This is a genomic window from Flavobacterium sp., assembly GCF_043760115.1.
GTDB lineage: Bacteria > Bacteroidota > Bacteroidia > Flavobacteriales > Flavobacteriaceae > Flavobacterium.
In genome coordinates this window covers 1-26,064 of record NZ_JAYUPK010000043.1, presented here as the reverse complement: position 1 = coordinate 26,064, position 26,064 = coordinate 1, and the positions used below count along the sequence as shown (strand labels likewise).

Genomic DNA, 26,064 nt, shown 5'->3' with positions numbered 1-26,064 from the left:
AATGATACAACTGCGCCAGTAGCAACTGTTGCTTCACTTGCAACTGTAACTGGTCAATGTTCGGCAACTGTAACTGCGCCAACTGCAACTGATAATTGTTCTGGAACTATTACTGGAACTACAAATAATCCAACGACATATAATACAGCAGGAACATTTACAATTACTTGGAACTATACAGACAATAACAATAATACATCTTCTCAAACTCAAACTGTTATTATAACATCAGGTGGAATTATTGCAAATTATTATCAGGATATTGATGGCGATGGTTTCGGAAATCAATTAGTTACAATAGAAGAATGTTCTCAACCTATAGGATATGTTTCTAATAGCAGTGATTGCGATGATAATCAAATTCAATATTTAGATAATGATAATGACACATTCGGTTCAACTACTCAAGTTGCTTGTGGAGTTATCAATAATATAGATTGTAATGATAATGATCCAAATATAATCGGACTAAATTTATATTTTGCAGATAACGACAATGATGGTTACGGAGATGGAAATGTATCCATTGAATCGTGTGTTCAACCATTAGGATATGTAGAAAATCCAAGCGATTGTAATGATAATGAGTTACAATACGAAGATTTAGATGAAGATGGATATGGTTCAACTACTTTAGTTGGTTGTGGAGTTCCAAATAATTTAGATTGTGATGATTCAATGTTACAATTTTTAGATAATGATGGAGATGGTTATGGTGTTTTTATAACTGTAGCTTGTGGAGTAACTAATGCATTAGACTGTAATGACAATGATATAAATGTATTTGAACCAACTACTTTCTATCAAGACAGTGATGGTGATGGTTTTGGAAATCCAATTTTTACAATACAAGATTGTACTCTACCTGTAGGTTATGTAACTAATAATTCTGATTGCAATGACAATCAAATACAATATCAAGATAACGATAATGACGGTTTTGGTACTACATTATTTGCAGCATGTGGAGTTGAGTTTGATACAGATTGTGATGATACTAATCCAACAATAAATGTATTATTACCTTTCTATTTAGATGCAGATAATGATGGGTTTGGAAATGATAATGTTTCTTTACAATCTTGTTCGCAACCAGTTGGCTATGTAAGAAACAATTCTGATTGTAATGACAATCAAATTCAGTACGCAGATAATGATAATGATGGTTTTGGTTCTACAACAATTGTAGCTTGTGGAGTTGCAAATAATATAGATTGTAACGATAACGACGGTTCAACAAATGGATTAATAACTTATTACCAAGATACCGATAATGACGGTTTTGGTTCAACAACAATAACTATTCAAGCTTGTACACAACCTGTTGGATATGTAACTAACAATTTAGATTGTAATGATAATCAAATTCAGTATGCAGATAATGATAATGATGGTTTTGGATCTACATCAATTGTAGCTTGTGGAGTTGCAAATAATTTAGATTGTAATGATAATCAAATCCAGTATGTAGATAATGATAATGACGGTTTTGGTTCTACTACAATTGTAGCTTGCGGAGTTGAGTTTAACACAGATTGTGATGACTTTAATTCAACAATAAATGTATTATTACCATTTTATCAAGATGCTGATAATGATGGGTTTGGAACGGATAATGTTTCTTTACAATCGTGTTCTCAACCAGTTGGATATGTAAGTAACAATTTAGATTGTAATGATAATCAAATTCAATACGCAGATAATGATAATGATGGTTTTGGTTCTACAACCATTGTAGCTTGTGGAGTTGCAAATAATATTGATTGTGATGATAATAATGCTGTAGCAAATTCTTTATTTACTTATTATCAAGATGCAGATAATGATGGATTTGGTTTTAATCTTAATTCAACTCAAGCGTGTTCGCAACCAGTTGGATATGTAACTAATAATTTAGATTGCAATGATAATCAAATTCAATATGCAGATAATGATAATGACGGTTTTGGTTCTACATCAATTGTAGCTTGTGGTTCTTCAAACAATTCAGATTGTAATGATAATCAGATTTTATATTCTGATAATGATAATGACGGTTTTGGTTCTACAACAATTGCAGCTTGTGGAGTTACTAATAATACAGATTGCAATGATACTAATGCATCTTTAAATGTTTCTATAACTTTCTATAAAGATACAGATAATGATGGATTTGGTTCAACAACCATATCAATTCAATCTTGTACGCAACCAGTTGGTTATGTTACTAATAATTTAGATTGTAATGATAATCAAATTCAATATGCAGATAATGATAATGATGGTTTGGGTTCTACAACAATTGTAGCATGTGGAGTTGCAAATAGTACAGATTGTAATGATTCTAATGCTAATGCAAATTCAACTAATACTTATTATCAAGATGCTGATGGAGACGGATTTGGAAATTTCAATGTATCAATATCATCTTGTTCACCAGTTGCAGGATATGTGATTTCATCTACTGATTGTAATGATACTAAAGCAACTATTAATCCAAATGCAATAGATATTTGTTATGATGGATTAGATAATGATTGTAATGGAGTAATTGATAATGTTGGATTACCTGGAGGTTGTTTACCTAAAGTAACAATAGTTCAATCTACTCAATGTGGAACAAGTCTTGCAACTATTGATCAATACATATATGGAAATGCAGTTCCTGGGTCAACTGGATACCGATTTAAAGTTACAAATATGGTAACTAACCAAGTTCAATCAATTGACAAAATATTAAGAGTTTTTAGAATTACAGAATTACCAACTTATGCATTTAATACAACTTATCAAGTAGAAATTGCAGTTAAATTTAACAATGTATGGCAACCATTTTTTGGTAACCCTTGTACAGTAACAACACCTTCTCCAACTAGTAAAGTTCAAACTTCACAATGTGGAACAACAGTTGCAGCATTAAATACAACAATTTTGGCTGATGCAATACCTTTTTCTGTAGGATACAGGTTTAGAATTACAAACACAGTAACCAATCAGGTTTATATATTGAACAGAGTATTAAGAGATTTTAATTTTGGATTAATAAATTCTACTTATGGAACAACATATAATGTAGAAGTAGCAATAAAAAACACTACTGGAGAATATTTACAATATGGATTACCATGTGCTGTAACTACACCAACATTAGTAACGAAAATTCAAACTTCTCAATGTGGTAGTACTTTAACAAATTTAAACACTGTAATTTATGCTGATATTGTTCCATATGCAACTGGATATAGATTTAGAATTACAAATCCAAATAATGTTACAGAACAGTATATCATAGATAGAACATTAAGAGAATTTAGAATGGATTTATTAAACGGTGTTACTAATGTAACGTTATACAATGTCGATGTAGCGGTAAGAAATACTGATGGAAGTTACTTGCCTTATGGAGTTGTGTGTACAATTAATACACCAGACAGACAAGTTAGAAAAATAGCAGATCAAAATTTAAATGAGAGTTTTGTAGCATCTATTTATCCTAATCCATTTGTAGACGAATTTACTATAAAATTAGATACAGTTTCAGATGAAGTTATTTCTATAAAAGTTTATGATTTAACAGGAAGAATTGTAGATACCAAGAGTATTTCTGCAACGCAGTTAGAAAATTTAAAACTTGGCGCAACATTACCATCTGGAGTGTATTCTGTAATAATTACAAAAGGTAATGTTACTAAAACAAATAGAATAATAAAACGATAGGAATCCCCAAATCTATCCTATGTAAAAGCCATCTTATTAATTTAAGATGGTTTTTTTTTACCCAAATTTAAATAGGTACTTCAAATTAATCTATACTTAAGAAATCAATGGATAAAATTAATAAAATTGTAGGTTTTTTATACTATTATATTTCAATATATGTATTTAAACGATTATATATGTATTTAATCGATGTAATGTTTTTTTATTTAAAACTTCTCATGTACTTTTGTAAAGTCAAATTAATCTAATAGAGTCTTTAATGATTCAACTCTATTAAAAAATAAAAAAATCATAAACTAAACCCCGAGTTATGAAAAATTTTACTTTATCAAAAATGTTTTTTTCAACAGTATTTTTTATACTGCTTACAACAACATCATTTTCACAAACCGTTTTAAGTACAGAGAACTTTAATGGTAGTTTTGGTATTTGGACTGCAAATGCAAATGTAATTATTGATGCAACCACTCCGTACGAAGGAACCAATTCTGCTAGGTTCACTGGCACAGCTAACGGTACAATGTCTACTCCATTTACAGGAATTAACATTTTACCTTACAATAAAATAGATGTAAAATTCTTTTTAAGATGTACTAGCTGCGTTACTGGTAATGCTATAACATTAAGATATAGACCGACTGCTTTGTCTGCTTATCAAACAATTCGTGTTTACACTTATGGAAACGATATAAAAGCAAATGGTGTAAATTATGCCTTTTATGCAACAATATATTCTACAACAACAACTTTTAGTCCTACTGGTCAATTTGAATTTTTATCAAATTTAACATCTTCATCAACACCAAAAATATTTATAGATAAAGTTTCTATTACTGGAACTACATTTAATACTATAACAAATGGACCTGGTGGAGTTATTTCTAATTTAGAAACTTGGTTAAGAGCAGATATGGTAAATGGTTCTGGCGTTGCAACTGATAATTCATTTGTAGATTCATGGCAGGATGTAGGTAAAGGAAATGATGCTAATGTTATAGACGCTACAAATGCAACTTTAACTAACAAACCACTTTTTAAAAATACAGCATCAAGTAATATAAATTTTAATCCAGTAGTTTTATTTAATAATGATCCAACAACTTCTGTTACAGATTATACCGGTTTAGTAAATAGAGCCGAATTAAATGCTACAGGAGGATTTTTTACTCAAGAACAATTTATTGTTGTAATGAATGACACACCAAGTATTATTAGTAGTACAACAGCAAGTGTAGATTTATTTTGTGCACAAGGTGGATTAAATAATGCTTGGGATAATGATGGAACAGGTTTTGGTTTTGGTAGATACTCAGTACGTTTTGATAACGAAGTTTTAAGTTTTTGTTTAAGTACAACTTCTAGTTCTGGAACAGGAATTCCTGTAGCTTCTAGAGGTTATGGTGTTAATCATAATGGTACAGGAGTAAATTATAGTACTCTAGGAATTTTAAGTTCAAGAAACAATACAACTGCAACAGGTAATCAACTATTTTTAAACGCTAATAGAATTGACAATCAAGAAGTTGGCGTGCCACAATTTTTAAATTCTAACAATAGAAGATTTTGGTTGGGTAGAAGCCAAATATACAGCGGAAGTTTTGGAGGTAGAATTGCCGAAGTAATTACCTATTCTACAAGAAAAAATGACACATCAGAAAGAAGAAGAATTGAAAGTTATTTAGCAATTAAATACGGAATAACATTAGGAATTAATGGAACATCAATGAACTATGAAAATTCTAATGGAACAGTAATTTGGGATGCTGCTGCAAGTGCAGGTTACAACTCTGACATTGCTGGAATTGGTTTAGATAACGCATCTCAATTAAATCAAAAACAATCTAAAAGTATTAATCCTATCGAGGTTATGACAATCGGCCTAGCTGATATTTTACCAACAAATACTGCCAATACAAACACATTTGCAACCAACAGAAGTTTTCTTGTTTGGGGTTCAAATGGTGGAAACATGATAAATTCTGGAACTCCAATTGATGTAGATTTAGGTCCAACAACTATTACAACAATTACAGAAGTAGTAAACAGAAGATGGAAAGTAGTAGAAACTGGTAGCGATGTTGCTACAACTAGAGTTTCAGTTCCAACAGCAGCTTTCGTAAGTGGATTACCTCCATTGGCTGCAACTGACGCTTATGTTATGGTAGTTGCAACTAACGCAGCTTTTACAACTGGTGTAGAAACTATTTTTATGTCTACTTTAGGATCAGATCAAACTTTATTATATGATTTTGATGGAACGCATTATATTACATTTGGAGTTGCACACAGAGCAACTAATCCATTACACATTACATTAGATGGATTTGATGATTTTGTTCGAATTGGTGATTCAAATGAATTGGGAACTAACTTTAGTATCATGACTTGGGTTAGACCTAATGGAGCTAACACTCTTGGCAATGAAAGAACAATTATATCTAAAAAACCTGATGCAACATCTGGTTATCAATTGGTTTTACAAAATGATAATAAAGTAAGAATGGAATGGTATGCTCCAAGTGGACTAAAATCTCTTGTAACTAATACAGCTTTACCAAATTTAAAATGGCATAATATTGCTGTAACTTATAATGCATCTTCTTATAATTTAACTATTTATATTGATGGAGTTGTAGATAATTCTAGCAATATTACTCAAGGACCAAACTCAACAAATGGCTTATTTAGTATTGGTGGACAATATATCAATAAAACTACTATCAATAATCTTTGGAAAGGCGATATAGATGAATTAAGAATGTGGAATGTTGTAGTTTCTCAAACAGAAATTCAATACATAATGAATCAAGAAATTTTAGAAATTACTGGCAACAACACAACTGGAACAATTATTCCAACTACTATTACTAAAAATGATATTGCTGGTTTAAAATGGAATACATTATTTGCATACTATTCAATGAACTCCTATATAGGAACACATTTAGATGATGATTCATTAAATATCAATAGAGGAAGTCTAGTAATTCCTGATAAAATTTCTATAAATCCTCAAACTGCTCAAATGCCTTATGAAAGTGGTATTAACGGAGCTTGGTCTGCAAATGCTAGCTGGACAAATGGAGTTATACAAGATGTTCCTTACAGTTTATCAATTGTAGATAATGCTACACCAATTTCTTGGAATATTGTTAAAACAAATCATAATATAACTTCAAATGGTAACAAAGTTGTACTAGGTTTATATGTTGATTCTGCAATATTAAATGCAACTAACGATACCAAATTAGAAGTTACTCATTATTTAAACCTTAACGGAAAAATTGACTTAGAAGGAAAATCTCAATTAATTCAAACATTAAATAGTGATTTAAATCCATTAAGTTCAGGTTCTTTAGAAAGAGATCAACAAGGAACTAAAATATTCCATAATTATAATTATTGGTCGTCTCCAGTTGGTACAATCAACAATACTAGTAATAATAATGCTTATACAGTAGCTGGAGTTATGAAAGATGGCACAACAGCTACGCCACAAAATATTGTGTGGACTGCAGGATTAAATGGAAGCGCTACAAGCCCAATAACTTTAAGTAATTACTGGATTTTTAAATTTCAAAACTTAACTAATAATTATGCAAACTGGCAATCTGCTGGTAACACTGGAAGTTTAAATCCTGGTCAAGGATATACATTAAAAGGAAGCGGAACAACAAATTCTACTCAAAATTATACCTTTGTTGGGAAACCTAATAATGGTTTAATAACTTCAACTGTTGCGGCTAATAATTTAAATTTAAGTGGTAATCCTTATTCGTCTTCAATAGATACTAATGCGTTTATAACTGCCAATGCAGCATCATTAACTGGAACATTATATTTCTGGGAACATTATGTAACTAATAACACACATTCTCTTGCAAATTATCAAGGTGGTTATGCAACAAGAACTTTGGTAGGTGGAACTCCACCTGTTGCACCAGCATTAATTAGTGGTTTGGGTAGTAGTTCTAAAATACCAAGCAGATATATTCCAGTTGGTCAAGGTTTCTTCGTTGTAGGTTCTGCAACTGGCGGAGCAATAACTTTTAACAATGATCAAAGAGCATTTGTTAAAGAAGATAGTGCAAGTTCATATACTTTATTTAAAAGCAATAATGCCACAGTTAGTGCAGATCATTTTGATAACAATGCTAATGATAGATTAACAGAAGATACATTTATAAAAATAAGACTTGGTTTTACATCTAAAGAAGAATACCATAGACAAATTCTTTTAGGATTTATGAACGAAAACGCTACTAGCGGAATAGATAAAGGTTATGATGCTACTTTTTTCGAAAACAATCCAAGTGATATGTATTTTTTAAACAATGGATCTAAATTAAATATTTCTGGTGAGGCAACTTTTAATGTTAATAATATATATCCAATAGGTATAAAATCTAGTGCAACTGGTGAAGTTAAATTTATGATAGATGCAGTTGAAAATTTAGATCCAAACCAACAATTGTTTATTCATGATAATACTAATGACAGTTATAATGAAATTACATCAAATATGTTTACTGTAGAAGTACCTTTTGGTGTAACTGATAACCGATTTAGTTTAAGATTCGTTAATCAAAACGCGTTATTAAACAACAACAACTTTAGCTTAGTTGACGGAATAACAATTGCTTACACTAACAATAATAATATTTTAAATATTAAAAATAATGTGGTAGATACCACTGTACAATCAGTTTCTCTTTTCAATATGTTAGGACAAGGTATTGCAACTTATGATGTAAAAGATCAAAGTCAAAATAATATTGCTCTTCCAATTAAAACTATCAGTTCTGGAACTTACATTGTAAAAATTAAGACTGATAAAGGAGATACAAGCAGAAAAATCATTTTTAATTAGGGTTTAAATAATTGATTTGACACTGAAACCACGCATAAAGCGTGGTTTTTTTTATACATTATAATTAACTATTATAAAATAATAACTTTGCTTATTCTTAATTTTTTACATCTATTAAAAGTATTACGTAAATTAAAAATCTATTTTTACAAAAAGGTATTTTTATTATACATATCGCAAAATAATACTTAATAAATAGTTTTTTTTAAAGTATTATCAAAAAACATGTTTCTTAAGTCACAATAAACTATAATTATAATTTTTAATGTATAATTTGTAGAACTAATACTATCAAGAAATATAATCAGATACATTTATATGTAGCTTAAATCTTATTTAAAATATATTTCTTACTTTTAATCGGTTATTTAAGTATTTAATCGGGTATTTATGCGTTTCATCCGATATTTGAATTTACATTTGTGTCGTAAAAACATACATAATACCCTAATATTATGAAACAGATGAAAAACAGACTTTTTTTTAAAAATATACTATACTTAGTATTTATATTTCTATTAAATTTTACAGCTCAAGCCCAAACGCCAGAAATGAATGTTGTGGGAAATGGAGTTTCTATTGCAGATAATGATACCTCGCCTTCAATTAATGATTGGACAGACTTTGGTCTTTCAACTTTGGGAATAAATGTATCTTATACTTTTACAATTCAAAACACTGGAACTGGAGTTTTAAATTTAGGCGCAATTAGTTTTACAGGAGTTAATGCTACAGAATATAGTGTTACAACTGCTCCAAGTGCAACAGTAGCCGCTGGCGGATCAACAACATTTGTTATAAAACTATCTCCATTATCTGTAGGAATTAAAACCGCTACTTTCTCAATTGTTAATAATGATGGTAATGAAAACCCATATAATTTTAATTTATCTGGAGTTGGAGTAAATCCAGAGATTGATATTTTAGGTAATTTGAATTCAATAATAGATGGAAATACAATTCCATCATTAACTAATTTTACCGATTTTGGAACTACAAATACAGGAGTTGCAATTGCTAGAACTTTTACATTACAAAATAACGGAACAGGAAATTTATCTGTTGGAGCAATTACGTTTTCTGGCGCTAATGCAAGTGAATTTACAATCACTACTCTACCTTTAAATATAGTTGCAAATGCTACTTCTACAACATTTGTAGTAACTTTTAATCCAATTGGAACAGGTTTAAGAACTGCTGCAATATCAATAGTAAATAATGATAGTAACGAAAATCCATATAATTTTTCAATTCAAGGAAATGCTATAAATCCAGAAATAAATATTCTAGGTAATGCAATATCAATTGTAGATGGAGACAACTCACCTACTCTAACAGATTGGACAGAATTTGGCTCAACAAGCATTGGATTTCCAATAACTAGAACATTTACAATTCAAAATACTGGAATAACAAATTTAAACATTGGAGCAATAACTTTTTCTGGCGCAAATGCTTCAGATTATACTGTTACAGTTTTACCATCATCAATTATTTTACCTGGAGGTTTTACAACCTTTACCGTAGCATTTAGTCCTTTAATAGTTCAAGGAAGTGCAGCTATCTTATCTATAGCTAATAATGATAGTAATGAAAACCCATATGATTTTGAATTAAAAGCTACAGGAGTTTCACCAGAAATAAATTTTCAAGGTAATTTAAATAATATAGCTGATGCAGATACATCGCCAGTTATAACAGATTGGACCGATTTTGGAAGTACAAATACAGGAACTACAATTACTAGAACTTTTACAATACAAAATACTTCAAATTTTCCATTATCAATTGGAGCAATCACTTTTACTGGAATCAATGCTACAGATTTTATTGTAACAACTTTACCTTCAGCTTCAATTGCTGCACTTTCAAATACAACTTTTGTTGTCTCATTTACACCATCTGCAATCGGATTAAGAACAGCTACAATTTCTATTGTTAATAATGATAGTAACGAAAATCCTTATGATTTTTCAATACAAGGAACAGGTTTAGCTCCAGAAATTAATCTTTTAGGAAACGCTATAAGTATTGTTGATGCAGATGCAATTCCTTCAATAATAGATTGGACCGATTTTACTTCTTCTGCTATTGGCGTAGCAGTAACAAGAACATTTACAATTCAAAATACAGGAACCGCTACATTAAATATAGGAGCAATAAGTTTTTCTGGAACAAACGTAAGTGAATTTACTGTTACATCTTTACCAGCTTCAACTGTATTATCTGGAAGTTCTACAACATTTATAGTTTCTTTTAATCCAACTGCATCAGGTGTAAGAACTGCAACACTTTCTATTGTAAATAATGATAGTAACGAAAACCCTTATGATTTTGCTATTCAAGGAACAGGAATTGAATCTGAAATTAATATACAAGGAAACGCTATAAATATTATTGATGGAGATACCACTCCAATTACAACAGATTGGACAGATTTTGGTTCTTCAAATGTAAACACTGCAACAACAAGAACATATACAATTCAAAATACTGGAACTGCTGCTTTATCAATTGGAGCAATTACATTTTCTGGTTTAAATGCCACAGATTTTACCATAACTACTTTGCCTACACCATCAGTTGCTGTTAATAGTTCTACAACATTTGTAGTTAGCTTTAATCCTTCTGCATTAGGGATTAGAACAGCTTCAATTTCAATAGTAAATAATGATGCCAATGAAAATCCTTATAATTTTACAATACAAGGTAACGGAATACTACCAGAAATAAACATACAAGGTAACGCCATTACAATTTTAGATGGCGATAGTACACCGTCAATAACAGATTTATCAGATTTTGGATCATCTAATATTGGAACAGCAACAACAAAAACATTTACAATTCAAAATCTTGGAACAGCAGATTTAACAATTGGAGCGATAACATTTTTAGGAACCAACGCAGCAGAATTTACAATTACAAATATTCCAAATACTACAGTAATTGCTGGTGGAACTACTACTTTTACAGTTAGCTTTAATCCATCTTCATTAGGATTAAGAACTGCTACAATTTCAATTGTTACTAATGATGCAAATGAAAATCCTTATAATTTTTCTATTCAAGGCACAGGAAATACTCCAGAAATAAATGTTCTTGGAAATTCAATTAGTATTACAAATGGAGATTTAACACCAACAACAATCGATTTTACAGATTTAGGATCTACAAATGTTGGAACAACAATTTCTCAAACTTTTACTATTCAAAACATTGGAAACTCAAGCTTAACAATTGGTGCACTATCATTTTCTGGAATTAATGCTTCAGATTTTACAATTTCAACTTTACCGTCTTCATTAATATTGGCTGGAGCAACTACAACATTTACTGTTGCTTTTAATCCATCGCTAAATGTAATAAGAACTGCTACATTAAATATTATAAATAACGATTTAGACGAAAATCCATATTCATTCTCAATTCAAGGTTTGGGAATTGCTCCTGAAATTGATATTCAAGGAAATGCACTATCAATTATTGATGGAGACACAACACCTATAGCTACAGATTGGACAAATTTTGAAACTTTATCAACTAGAACTTTCACAATATTTAATACTGGAAATCAGTCAATGAACATTGGAACTATTTCAATAAGTGGAGCAAACGCGTCAGAATTTTCAATAGCAACATTACCATCATCTACAGTTGCTGCTGGAGCTTCAACAACATTTATAGTAAAATTTTCTCCAACATCACTTGGTTTAAAAAATGCTATTATTAGTGTAATAAATAATGATGCTAACGAAAATCCTTATGACTTTGCAATAGCTGCAACTGGAATAATTCAAGAAATAGACATTAAAGGAAATGCTATAACAATTGCAACTGGAGATACATCTCCTGTAACTACAGATTGGACAGATTATAGTACAGTTACCAATTCAAGAACATTTACAATTTTCAATACAGGAACAGTACCATTAAATCTTGGAGCTATTTCAATTACTGGTTTAAATGCATCAGAATTTACAATTACCTCATCTCCAACTCCAATTGTTGCAGGAAATAGTTTTACAATTATAACAGTTACATTTATTCCAATATCTAATGGAGTAAAAAATGCAACACTTTCAATTGCAAACAATGATAGCAATGAAAATCCTTATACTTTCGCAATTAGAGCAACAGCTAATTTACCATTAATGAACATTAAAGGTAATAATACTTTAATTACCGATGGAGACATAACTCCTTCATTATTAGACAGAACAGATTTTAATATAACCAATATAAGTTCAGTAATTACACGAACTTATAGTATTGAAAATTTAGGAACAATGAATTTAAATTTAACAGGAACACCATTAGTTTCTGTAATTGGAAGTCCAGAATTTACAGTTTTAGTAGTTCCTTCATCAACAATAACTGGAAATAATACAACTTCATTTGTTATAAGATTTAATCCTTTAACAATTGGAATATATACTGCAGATATATCAATTGCTAATAATGATCCACTTGCAGGAAAAAATCCTTATACTTTTAGAATTACAGGACAAGCAGTACAAGTTTTTACTGATTCTGACGGTGATACCGTTTTCAACAATGTTGATTCTGATGATGATAATGATGGAATTCCAGACAATATAGAACAAAGTTATAATTCTGGATCATTAATAACCAACAAAGTTGATGTTCCTATTTTAAATGAAACTTTTGGAGCAGGACAAACAAGATCATTTATTAACGCCAATGTTCCAACAGCTAGTACAACCTATTGCTATGAAGAAGGAACAACATTTCCAGAAACGTGTAGTTTATATCCAACTAGTGCTGCAATTAATGACGGCGAATATGTTGTTAATTATATTGCTGGTGTTGCCCCAAATAATGTTTCTTTTGCAACTTGGTACCAAGGATTAGATCATACTCCTAGCGATGTTGATGGAAAAATGGCAATTTTTAATGCATCAAATAGTTTAACCGAAGAATTTTATAGAACAACCTTACAAGGAGTAATTCCAAATGCTTCTTTAAAATACAGTTTTTGGGTAATAAATCTAATTAAATCTGATGCACCTGGAGCATCTTTAACAACGAAACCAGACATCACAGTTGAATTTAAAGATTCTAACAATGTGTTACTTAATACAATTACAACCGGACTTATTCCAGTTACAAATGCAGCTTCAGTTCCAAATGGTGATTGGTATAACTTTACAGCTACATTTATTCCAACAACATCTGATATAAATGTGGTTTTTAGAAACAATCAACCAGGTGGAAATGGAAATGATTTAGCCATTGATGATATTTTAATTACTCAAAGTTTAAATGATACCGATCAAGATGGAATGGCAGATGTATTAGATTTAGATTGCGATAACGATGGAATTGGCGATATAATTGAAGATGGTTGGGAACTATATAGTAATGGTAAAGATACCAATGATTTATTAGCTTCTACTTGGGTAGATTTTAATGGAAATGGTTGGAACGATGCTAGCGAAGCTTATTATGCAACTTCATTACCTAAAAATTATGATAATGATAGTGTTCCAAATTATATCGATTTAGATTCAGATAATGATGCCATTTTTGATGTGGATGAAGCAGGTTTATTAAATGGTGATGGTGATGTAAATGGTGATGGTTTAGGTGAAGGCACAGATATTGATAAAGATGGAATTCTATCATCTTTTGATGCTTATATTGGTTTTGGAAACACTGCAAAACCTTTACCAATAAATACTTTAGCATCAGACAATTATGATTTTATAAAATTGTCGTCTAAAAACAATGGCGCTTTTGATATAATTAAAACATTATATGCTAATCTTGATACCGACTTAGATGGTAAAGTTGATACAACTACAGATATTGACAAAGATGGACTTATAGATTTATTTGACACCAATACTAACTATTTTGGTTCTCCAAGAAATATAGATAAAAAACTGTACCTTGACTTTGATGGAAGAAACGATTATGGAGAAGCTGCTCCAGTTATTGGTGGATTATCCTCAGCATCAATAATGGCTTGGATAGATTTAAGTAGTGATTTTAATTCTACTGGAGTAATTTTTGGACAAGATAAATTTCAAATTCGTGTAAACGCTTCCAATAATCTTGAAGTTATTGTTAAAAACATAACTTTAACACACAACACAGTAAGTTTAAATAAAAAACAATGGTATCATGTAGCAGCAACTTATGGTTCTGGTTCAGTAAAACTATATTTAAATGGTCTTCTAGTTGCAACTCAAAGTGTTTCTGGGTCAATTAGCGCCGATGCATCTTCATTAACAATTGGTAAAAATCCTACTGCCAATAACAATTATTTTAAAGGAAAAATTGATGAAGCAAGACTGTTTAATGTTGAGCTTACAGAACAACAATTACAAAGAATGGTTTACCAAGAAATTGTTAACTTTGGTGGAGAAGTTAGAGGCGAAATAATTCCTAAAAACATTGAAACACTTCCTTATGCTAACTTACTTCGTTATTATAGAATGGATGTTTATAAAAATGACATAATAGATGATTTAACTACTGCTGGATTTGATACTACTACAGGATTAAAAATTTATAACAATAAAGTTATATGGTATCAAGAAGCACCAATGCCATTTATTACAGTGCGCGAAGGAGATTTTGCTAAAGCAACAGATAACGCTATTAAAGATATAAAAGGAATGGATATTATAGATTATGACTGGTCTATTGTTCATGTAAAACATGATATTACAGAATTTTCAAACAATACCGATTTAGGTATGCTTGTAGATGCTGGAAAAACAATTAATCTTAATAATGATAATAAAATTCAAAATAATTGGTATTTAAAACTTGATGGTAAAATAGATTTAAATGGTAAATCGCAACTTATACAAACAATCAATAGTGATTTAGATCCTACAAGTGCTGGTTTTATAGAAAGAGATCAAAAAGGTCAATCTAATCTTTTTAATTATAATTATTGGTCTTCTCCTGTAGGAGCAATTAATACTACAACTAATAATAACTCTTACTCTGTTGGTAATGTTATGAAAGATGGTACAACCTCAACTCCACATAACATAACTTGGACATCTGGTTACAACGGAAGTCCTACAAGTCCAATTACATTAAGTAGTTATTGGATTTATAAATTCCAAAATTTATCTGGAGTATATGCAAACTGGCAATCTGTAGGCATTTCTGGATTATTAAATGCTGGACAAGGTTATACGCTTAAAGGAAGTGGTGGTTTAGAAGCCAATCAAAATTTAACTTTTGTTGGTAAGCCAAACAATGGTTTTATTACTAATCCTATTGCTCCAAATAATTTAAACTTAAGTGGAAATCCATATACATCATCAATCGATGCTACGCAATTTATTTTAGACAATACTACATCTACAACCGGAACATTATATTTTTGGGAACATTCTCCAACTAATAATACTCACGTTACTGCTGGTTATAAAGGTGGATATGCTGCAAGAAATTTAACTGGTGGTGTTGCTCCAATTGCTCCATTGGGAATTGCAGGCGTAGGAACTAGTGCCAAAATTCCTGGAAGATACGTTCCTGTAAGCCAAGGATTTTTTGTGTACGGTTCAACAACAGGCGGAACTATTACTTTTAATAATAATCAAAGACTTTTTATTAAAGAAAATGATATAGATTCTAATGAATTATTTAAAAACAATAATCTAGCTAACAATACAATTCCATTAGCACAAGTTTATAACAATTCTAATGATGAAAAACCAGAAGATGAATTTAAAAAAATTCGTTTAGGATTTAAATCTACCGATAATTATTACAAACAAGCGCTTCTTGGATTTATGGAAAACAACGCTACAGAAAATATAGATTATGGTTATGATAGTGTAATTATTGAAAATTCAGTAAACGATATGTATTTTATAAATAATGACAAAAATCTTAACATTCAAGGTGTTGGTTATTTTAATGAAAATAATACTTATCCATTAGGAGTTAAAAATAATGTTGCAGGTGATGTAATTTTCAGAATAGAAGAAATTCAAAATTTCGATATTAATTTTGATGCTTATATTTTTGATAATGTAACTAATACTTACCATGACATTAAAAATTCAGATTTTACGATTTCTTTACCACAAGGTGTAACTAACAATCGTTTTTCTTTAAGATTTCTAGATCAAAATGCATTAGCAACTGAAAATTTTAACTCGGCTGAAGGAATTCAAATAGTTTACACAAGTTCTAACAGTATTTTAAATATTAAAAATAATGTTACAGATACAATAGTAGAAACAGCAACACTTTTTAATATATTAGGACAATCGGTTGCAAGTTGGAATGTAAAAGACCAAAGTCAACAGAATATCTTGTTACCAATTAAAAACTTAACTTCCGGAACGTATATAGTAAAAGTAAAAACAGAAAAAGGTTTTACTAGTAGAAAAGTAATTATTAATTAGAGTTTAAATGAATGATTTGACACGAAAACCACGCTTTATGCATGGTTTTTTTATACTTTTTTTACTCCAACTCACTAACCAATTCCTCAAAAGAAACCATTTTCTGATCTCCAAAAACAATATTTTTTAAAGTAAATATTCCATCAACAATTTCTTTCACCACATATGGAATTGCTCTTCGTTCTGCATATTTAAATTGCTTATCAACTTTAGCATTATCTGGATACAAATCTACTTTTACATCTAATTTTCTTAATTTTGAAATGGCTTGCAAAGCTTCAAAAGCTTCTTTTTCACCATAATTTAAAAACAAGACTTTTACAGATGTTACAACCGTTTTAGGAAACAAATTTAATTCTTCAAGAACCAAATAAATTCTATCCAAACCAAACGAAATTCCAACGCCACTCATTTTATTTTTTGAATCAAAAATTCCAGTTAAATCGTCATATCTTCCACCACCACCAATGCTTCCCATTGAAACAGTTTGTGGCGCAGCAACTTCAAAAATGGCTCCAGTATAATAATTCAAACCTCTTGCAAGTGTAACATCTAAATCTAAAACTGCATTTTGCAAACCAAGTTTAGTAACATTTTCACAAATAAATTTAAGTTCTTCTATTCCTTTTTTTCCTTCATCAGAATTAGATAATAAAACTTCAAGTTTTTCTAATTTTTCATCAATACTACCTGTAAAATTGAATAACGTTTGTACTTTTTGCAAAGCAACTTCAGAAATTCCTTTTTCTATCATTTCTTTTTTTACGCCTTCCTCTCCTATTTTGTCCAATTTATCAAGCGCAACTGTAAAATCTATTAATTTATCTGATGCTCCAATAACTTCTGCAATTCCAGATAATATTTTTCTATTATTAATTTTGATAGTAACACCTTCTAATCCAAGCGAAGTAAAAACAGCATCATAAAGTTGCACCAACTCTACTTCTTGCCATAATGATGTTGAACCAACAACATCGGCATCACATTGATAAAACTCTCTAAAACGTCCTTTTTGTGGTCTATCGGCACGCCAAACTGGTTGAATTTGATAACGCTTAAACGGAAATTCAATTTCATTTTGATGTTGCACAACATATCTAGCAAATGGTACTGTTAAGTCGTAACGTAACGCTTTTTCTGAGATTTTTCCAGTTAATTGTTTGTAATTTATAGTTTGTAGTTCATCCAAAGAAACTTTATCCAAATAATCACCACTATTCAAAATCTTAAATATCAATCGATCACCTTCTTCGCCATATTTTCCCATCAAGGTTTCTGAGTTTTCAAAACTTGGTGTTTCTATCGGTTGGTAACCAAATTTTTCAAAATGAGAACGCATTATACCTATTATATAATTACGTTTAGAAACTTCAATTGGAGAAAAATCTCTTGTGCCTTTAGGTATACTTGGTTTGGATGCCATTTTGATATTAGAAATTAGATTTTTGATATTTGATTTACAATAGAAAATTGAATTAGATTATAATCCTTCGACTGCGCTCAGGAAGACAAAGTAAATAAAATTTGAAATTGTAATTGATTTTTGAAATTGCAATTGACATTGATTTTTGAAATTGCAACTGCAAATATCATACTTTTACAATAATTTTATAAACGAAACGACACAAAGTTGTAACAATTTCTGTAATTTCACGTCAAATAGTAATTATGAAGGGAATTTTTAAAGAAAATATTAAGATTGCTTTTGGTTCCATCCGAACTCAATTGCTGCGAACCGTTTTAACAATTATAATTATTGCTATCGGAATTACAGCTTTAGTTGGAATTTTAACAGTAGTTTCTGCTATAGATTATAACTTAAATTCGAGTTTTGCCTCAATGGGTTCCAATACTTTTACCATTAATCAATACGAATTTAGAACAAGAAATGATGGCGATGGCGAAGATGAAGAAATAAATCCTATTATTTCCTATCCGCAAGCTAAAGAATATAAAGAACGTTATAATTATCCTTTAACACACACTTCCATTTCTTTTACAGCAAGTTCACGTGCCGAAATAAAATTTGAAAATAAAAAAACCGATCCAGAAATTTCTATAATTGGTGTTGATGATTATTTTACCATAAACTCTGGTTTACAAGTAGTTCAAGGTAGAAATTTTAGCAATTTTGATATTTCTAACAATGCTTATGTTTGTGTTTTAGGAAGCGATTTTGCCACCAAAGGTTTGTTGAAAGATGTAAACCCAATAGACAAGATAATTTCGGTTCGTGGTGCAAAATTTAAAGTAATTGGTGTTTTAAAAGAAAAAGGTTCCACCTTTGGGAACAGTCAAGATTTGCGCGTTTTAATTCCAATTCAAGTGGCACGTTCACTTTTTTCGCAACCCAATATCAATTATGCAATAAGCACGATGATTGATAAAAAAGAATTACTAAACAACGCAGTAGATGATGCAATGATTACTATGCGTCAAGTAAGAAAATTAAATCCTGTAGAAGAAAGTAATTTTGGAGTTTCAAGAAGTGATGATTTGGCCAACAGAATTGCAGAAATTACAGGAGTTCTTGGAGCTTCTGCTTGGATAATCGGAATCATTACTATTCTTGGTTCGTCTATTGCATTAATGAATATTATGATTGTTTCTGTAACTGAACGAACACGAGAAATTGGTGTTAGAAAATCACTTGGGGCAAAAAAATCTACAATTGCTTGGCAATTTTTTATGGAAACCTTAATCATTGGACAAATTGGTGGTTTGGTTGGAATTTTACTTGGAATTCTAGTTGGTTATCTACTCTGTTTATCCTTTGGATGGATTTTCACCATTCCTTGGACAGCAATTAGTGCAGCAGTAATTACAAGTTTTATTGTGGCTTTGGTTTCTGGTTCTTATCCTGCTTTGAAAGCCGCGAAACTGGATCCTATTGAAGCGTTGCGTTATGAATAGTTTTTGACACGAATTTCACTAATTTTTACTAATTATAAATTACAATTAATCATCAAGTTTTATCCACATTTTATCAATTAAAGGATAATTTAATCCATTGCCATTAACTGTTTCTATTTGACAAGCTAAAATTTCATTTTTAATATATTGTTGAAGTTTAAAATTATCAATTTGTTTATTAAAGACCGTGTAACAAGGAACTCCAGAAGATGCATCACAATGAATACGCTTAACATTTAAAGGAATTATATAATCACAATTTTTTATTAAAAAGCGATATTCAATTTCATCGCCACTATCATCAGTTACAGCATCTCTTCGGCTCACTATTAATGTATCGCCATTTTTCAAATCATACCATTGATTACTTCCTAAATACTGGAAAGTATCTGGATAAAAAGGAAATGTGTTTGATTCAGTTAGTCCAAGATATTGTAGATTATTTGGATTATGATTTAATAATTTGTCTTCTTCAGTCTTTGAACAAGAAAAAAGTAATAACAAACACGAAATATACAAGGTTATTTTTTTCATTTTACAAAAATTAATTATACAATTTAAGGTAAGCAAAGTTCACCTTAAATTGTTTTTAGAAATTATAAATTATTTTTTGATTTATAATTCAGATTTATTTCATTATTAAAAATATAATGTTCTTTTAATTGCAATAGTTTATTGAAAATATTTCCTTGAATTTATAATATGTAAAATAATTGAATTAATCATCTAGCTTAATCCACATTTTATCTATTAACGTACTATTTAAACCATAACTACCATTCAGAGTTTCGATTTCACATGCTAAAACCTGATTTTCTGAATATTGTTGAAGTCGAAAATTAACAATCTGTTTATCAAATTTTAAACCATTATTTGGATTAAGTATTTGATTACCCAAATCATCAACATAAAATGTAGCATCGAACCGAATTCTTTTTACATTTAATGGTATAATCCATTCATTTGCTTTAATAAGAAATCTGTATTCAATTTCATCTCCAGAATCATCAGTAACTTCATCTCTTCTTCTCACAATTAATGTGTCACCAACTTTATAATCATACCATTGATTACTTCCTAAATATTGAAATGTATCTGGCCAAAAAGGATATATGTTGTTTGATGCAGACAATCCTATATATTGGAGATTTTGAGAATTTGAATTCATAGGTTCAACGTCTTGACTTTTAGAACAAGAAATAATTATTACTAAAAGAATTGTAAACATAATTTTATTTTTCATTTTAGAAAATTTTTAAATTAATAATAGTATTTAAGGTGAGCTACGCTCACCTTAAATTATTTTTAGTTTTTATAAATTACTTTTTGGTCAATAAAACCTGATTCTGTTTCTTTAGTTATTATGTGATATTCTTGAGATTGTAATTGCTCATATAAATTAGGGTCTGATGCTTTAATTTCATCTAAAGTTTCATACATTATTATTTGCGAACCTAAATTTGATAAGGATTTAACATCGCCTTTAATGTATGGTTCGAAACTTCCAAAACATAGAATACCACCAGACTGATAAATATCGGTACCGAAATATGGTATTTGCACATTTAACAAATAGTTATTTAACGAATAATTATATTGGTCAGTAACTGTTTTATTTAATGTTCCAATTGTTGAGTTTGAAAATATCCAGTCAAACCCTTTTTGGAAACGTAAAGTATAGGTTGGACAATTCCAAACATTTGCACCAGTATTTGTTTCATTTGGGGTATATGTTTTTGAATATGAAGTACTTGAATTGGTAGAACCACCAACTCCAACTATAGCAAAAGGCTCATAAAGACTTTCAACTGTATTTTTTGCGTCGCTATATCCATAAACGTTACTCAAATTATTGTAATATGTTTCTATTTGCTCTCGTATTCTGTTTGCTTGTCCTTGTGTAAAAACTGCATTGCCGGGCAAATAATTAGAACCTAAAATTCTACAATTATTATTAGTGCTCATAAAGTTTCTAATTGGAACATTTGAGTAAATTGTTCCTATACAATCTGTTAGATTTGCTGTGTTTTGATAAGTGCAACCAGAATTGTTAATATTTGCTGTTGATAAAACGTGTGATGCAGGAGTGTCTGTAACAAAGTCTCCTTCTGTATCAGAATTATAATTAGGGTCTGAGGAACTTGTTGCCACATGTTCACAAATTGTTACCCCAGATACCACTCTTCTTTGATGTGTGTGAAGTAGGTTAAAATTATGACCTATTTCGTGAGGCATAGTTGATGTTAATAATGTATTGTAAGCAAAAACACTATCAATTCCGGGTGTGTAAGCAACTCCAGCAGTTTGGGCTAATGAAGTTGTAGTGCTTATGTCAATGCCTTCAACTATAAATAAATTCATTGCATTATAATCATATTTTGGATTTGTCATACCAGTTTTACTATACTGAATCATATCTGCAAAAAAAGGTTGAGTAGTATTTTGGTTTGCTGCTCCACCAGCAAATGATCTTAATTTAGTATATAATGTATTTTGGATAACATCAAAACCAACATATTTAAAAAAAATATTATATTGATTATATTGAGTGTTTAAAATCATTACTGCATTCATTACTTCATTTTCTCCGTAATTTGCAGTTGCACCTGTTCCATTTGTGTTTTTTATAATATGAAATTTTAAATTAAATACATATTTGTTTGACGTTGGCGGTGGTGCTTGTGTTGATCGACTGTATATGTTAGTTGGTGGTTGAACAAAATCAGGGTTAGGATAATCAGGACAATCTAAAATTTGACTAAATGTTATTAAGGAATTTAGTATACAAGCGAAAATTAAAATAACTTTTTTCATAAGTTTTAAGATTTAGTGTGTTAAAATTAATATTTTTTTCATTTTGGCGTTAACTTTTAGAGTTAATTTTATCAAAATGTGGATTAACGTTTCAGTTTTGGTTCTCTATTAAGTGTTTTTGTACGATTTTTTTTCAAACAATTACTGCCAACTTTTTGCTTGCCGTGTAAAATAGTTTTCTAATTTTCATAATTTAGATTTTTTGTGATATTTTTCTCTAAATTAGTGGTTTTTTAACGGTAGATAGATAGATAGATAGAAGTTATTTTTTAACATATATTTAACTTATTATTGGTGTTTTTGATATGAACATAATCATATTTATAAGAAATAACTTATGCTAAATTTTGCAAGAAATAATCCGATTGTTTCCATAGATATCTTTTTTCAAAATTATATCTCTAAATCCTAAATTTTCTAATAATTCAACAGTTTCATCACCAAGATATTGATTAATTTCAAAATATAACTTTCCGTTTTCAGATAAACTTTTCTTAACCAATTGCGCAATTTTTCTATAAAAAAGTAAGGCATCAGTATCTTCTACAAATAGTGCTAAATGTGGTTCAAATGCCAAAACGTTTGCTGCAATTTCAGCTTTTTCAAGATTTCTAACGTATGGTGGATTAGAAACAATTACATCAAATAATTTTGGAAATCCTTCGACTACGCTCAGGAAGACAGTTTCCAATATGTTTTCACAAATAAAATTCACTTCAACTTCGTTAATTTCAGCATTTTTTTTTGCAATTTTTAATGCTTCTTCTGAAATATCAATGGCATAAACTTGAGCATTTTCAATATTTTTAGCCAAAGAAATTGCAATACAACCACTTCCTGTACCGATATCTAAAATATTTAATTTTGTATTATTGTCAAACTGAGCTTGTCGAAGTTCTTTGTTATTACCAACCTCTTTTATAATTAATTTAACCAATTCTTCTGTTTCTGGTCTTGGTATTAATGTGTTTTCATTTACTAAAAATGGTAATCCATAAAATTCTGTTTCTCCTAATATATATTGAATTGGTTTTTGGGTTTTTAATTCGGTAACTATTGCTTCCCATTTGTCTAATTCAAATTTCGATAATTCTAAATTGGGTTGCAATGCCAAATCAATTCGTTTTAAATTATGAAGTTTTTCAAGAATTATATAAAAGAAACTTTCTGCTTCACTTTCATCAAAAAATTGGGCAACTTCATTTATGAAATTTGTTCTATAGGATTTTATAAACATTGGAATTTGGAATTTAATTTTTGAGATTTAAATTTTTTATCATCCAAACAGGACAACTAGTATGACCTGTTCCGCCAAGTGGTTCTGGCAAATAATCAAAGCCAACTTTTTTATATAATTTTTGTGCATTTACCATTTCTGGAAGTGTTTCTAAATAGCATTTTTCATATCCAAATTCTATAGCTTTTTCAAGGCATTTCAAAATCATCTCCATCCCAATTCCTTTTCCACGAGCTTCTTGCAAAAAATACATCTTTTGCAATTCGCAAATATTTTCAGTAGAATTTTCTAATTGACTTATTCCTGCGCCACCAATAATTTTACCAAAATCTTCTACAATATAGTATATCGATTTTGGTTTGTTATAGTTTTCAAATAAAATATCCAAATGCTCGTCGGCAAATGCTGTTCCGGTTTTTGGATAATTATCTGATATAAAAACAGTTCTAATTACACTTGCAATCTCTTGATTATCTTCTATTTGAATTGGTCTAATTGTCATTTTCACTATTTAAAAAATTAGTATTTGAAGTTGAATAATCTAAAATCAAAAATCAAATTTATTTTGAACTATAAAATACGTTAACAAAAATACTACTTTTGTAGTGTGAATACACACGAAATTTATATAAAACGTTGCTTAGAATTAGCCCAAAACGGATTGCCTACAGCAATGCCAAATCCTTCAGTTGGTGGAGTTATAGTATTTGAAAATAAAATAATTGGCGAAGGTTTCACCTCTAAATATGGTGGAAATCACGCAGAAGTTAACGCAATAAATGCTGTAAAAGACAAATCATTACTTTCTAAATCAACAATTTATGTGAGTTTAGAACCTTGCAGTCATTTTGGAAAAACACCACCTTGCGCCGATTTAATAATAAAAAATAAAATTCCGAATGTAGTAATTGGCACTTTAGATTCTAATGAAAAAGTAGCAGGAAACGGAATTAAAAAATTAATTGAAGCAGGAATTAATGTTACGGTTGGAATTCTTGAAGAAGAATGTAAAGCATCTAACAAACGATTTTTTACTTTTCACGAAAAAAAACGTCCTTACATTATTTTGAAATGGGCAGAAAGTCAAGATGGTTTTATTACACCAACTTTTCAACAAGATCAGAGTGACAAAAAAGAACCTATTTGGATTACCAATGAAGTTTCAAGACAATTAGTTCACAAATGGCGAAGCGAAGAACAAGCTATTTTGGTTGGAACAAAAACCGTTTTAGATGACAATCCAAAACTAGATGTGAGAGATTGGAAAGGAAATAATCCTATACGAATTGTACTAGACAAAACTGGAAAAATTTCCAATAATTATAATGTAAAAGATGATAAAATAAAAACAATTGTAATTACTGAACAAGAAAATTTTGTATCGTCCGATTATCTGCACTATGAAAAGTGTATCTTTGATAATCAGTTGGTTGCTTCTGTTTGTGAAATTTTATATAAAAACAACATTCAATCGGTTATAATTGAAGGCGGAACAAAAACTATTCAGAGTTTTATTGACGCAAACATTTGGGACGAAGCTAGAGTTTTTAAAAGCAAAATTGTATTTGAAAACGGAACAAAAGCTCCGATAATAAACTATAAAAATGCCATAAAACAATCTATTATTGATGATGAACTTTTAAAAATTTACAATTTATGATTACAACTATAATTTTCGATTTTGGTGATATTTTTATAAATTTAGAGAAAGAAGCGTCTATTGAAGCGTTCAAAAAATTAGGGTTGAATGGTCCAAATGAAGAACTTATCCAAAAAAATGATTTGTTTGAAAAAGGAGAAATAACCGAATTAGAATTTTTAAACTCGTTTTTAAAATACATTCCAAATGCCTCTTTAGAAGAAATTAGAACAGCATGGAACTCAATTATAGGCGATTTTCCGTTGTACAGATTAGAATTTTTACAATTGCTTTCTAGAAAATACCGATTGTATTTACTTACCAATACTGACGAAATTCATATCAGTAATTTCGAACACAAAGTTGGAATGTCATTTTACACTGATTTTTACAATTGTTTTGACAAAGTATTTTATTCTTATGAAATGCACAAACGCAAACCAGATGTATCTATTTTTAGCTCTATTTTAAATAGTTACGATTTATC

The 26,064-nt window shown here is 29.8% G+C and carries 12 protein-coding genes; 6 read left to right on the top strand and 6 right to left on the bottom strand.

The window, feature by feature from the left end; all coding sequences use genetic code 11:
• The 3 genes from ACH2BC_RS03690 to ACH2BC_RS03680 form a co-directional block, all read left to right on the top strand.
• The coding region (locus ACH2BC_RS03690; RefSeq protein ID WP_395052635.1) for a T9SS type A sorting domain-containing protein at positions 1–3,696 on the top strand (3,696 nt) is incomplete at its 5' end.
• A 313-nt stretch (positions 3,697–4,009) separates the two neighbouring features.
• The gene (locus ACH2BC_RS03685; protein ID WP_395052634.1) at positions 4,010–8,569 is read left to right on the top strand and encodes a LamG-like jellyroll fold domain-containing protein; all 4,560 of its coding nucleotides are present in this window, start codon (positions 4,010–4,012) and stop codon (positions 8,567–8,569) included.
• A gap of 464 nt (positions 8,570–9,033) precedes the next feature.
• Positions 9,034–16,974, top strand: coding sequence for a choice-of-anchor D domain-containing protein (locus ACH2BC_RS03680; protein WP_395052633.1), 7,941 nt, complete (start codon positions 9,034–9,036; stop codon positions 16,972–16,974).
• Positions 16,975–17,035: 61 nt separating this feature from the next.
• Here ACH2BC_RS03680 and hisS read toward each other — a convergent pair whose 3' ends face one another.
• Complete coding sequence (gene hisS, locus ACH2BC_RS03675) at positions 17,036–18,397, bottom strand: histidine--tRNA ligase (protein ID WP_395052632.1); 1,362 nt, start codon at positions 18,395–18,397, stop codon at positions 17,036–17,038.
• Between the two features lie 245 nt (positions 18,398–18,642).
• Here hisS and ACH2BC_RS03670 point away from each other — a divergent pair, with 245 nt between their 5' ends.
• Positions 18,643–19,887, top strand: a complete 1,245-nt coding sequence (locus ACH2BC_RS03670) for an ABC transporter permease (RefSeq protein ID WP_395052631.1) — start codon at positions 18,643–18,645, stop codon at positions 19,885–19,887.
• A 45-nt stretch (positions 19,888–19,932) separates the two neighbouring features.
• Here the strand turns inward: ACH2BC_RS03670 and ACH2BC_RS03665 are convergent, their stop codons facing one another.
• The 5 genes from ACH2BC_RS03665 to ACH2BC_RS03645 form a co-directional block, all read right to left on the bottom strand.
• Positions 19,933–20,421: a hypothetical protein gene (locus ACH2BC_RS03665; protein WP_395052630.1), complete on the bottom strand. Its 489-nt coding sequence runs from the start codon at positions 20,419–20,421 to the stop codon at positions 19,933–19,935.
• A gap of 184 nt (positions 20,422–20,605) precedes the next feature.
• Positions 20,606–21,130: a hypothetical protein gene (locus tag ACH2BC_RS03660; RefSeq protein WP_395052629.1), complete on the bottom strand. Its 525-nt coding sequence runs from the start codon at positions 21,128–21,130 to the stop codon at positions 20,606–20,608.
• A gap of 62 nt (positions 21,131–21,192) precedes the next feature.
• Positions 21,193–22,701: a hypothetical protein gene (locus ACH2BC_RS03655; protein WP_395052628.1), complete on the bottom strand. Its 1,509-nt coding sequence runs from the start codon at positions 22,699–22,701 to the stop codon at positions 21,193–21,195.
• 340 nt (positions 22,702–23,041) lie between these two features.
• Positions 23,042–23,938: a peptide chain release factor N(5)-glutamine methyltransferase gene (gene prmC / locus ACH2BC_RS03650; RefSeq protein ID WP_395052627.1), complete on the bottom strand. Its 897-nt coding sequence runs from the start codon at positions 23,936–23,938 to the stop codon at positions 23,042–23,044.
• 13 nt (positions 23,939–23,951) lie between these two features.
• Entirely contained in the window at positions 23,952–24,440 is a 489-nt protein-coding gene (locus ACH2BC_RS03645) for a GNAT family N-acetyltransferase (RefSeq protein ID WP_395052626.1), read from the bottom strand.
• Between the two features lie 105 nt (positions 24,441–24,545).
• Between ACH2BC_RS03645 and ribD the strand changes: the two genes are divergently transcribed.
• Together ribD and ACH2BC_RS03635 are read left to right on the top strand one after the other, a co-directional pair.
• Positions 24,546–25,598, top strand: coding sequence for a bifunctional diaminohydroxyphosphoribosylaminopyrimidine deaminase/5-amino-6-(5-phosphoribosylamino)uracil reductase RibD (ribD, locus tag ACH2BC_RS03640; protein ID WP_395052625.1), 1,053 nt, complete (start codon positions 24,546–24,548; stop codon positions 25,596–25,598).
• A partial coding sequence (locus ACH2BC_RS03635) for an HAD family phosphatase (protein ID WP_395052624.1) occupies positions 25,595–26,064 on the top strand: 470 nt, incomplete at its 3' end. The genes ribD and ACH2BC_RS03635, both read left to right, overlap by 4 nt.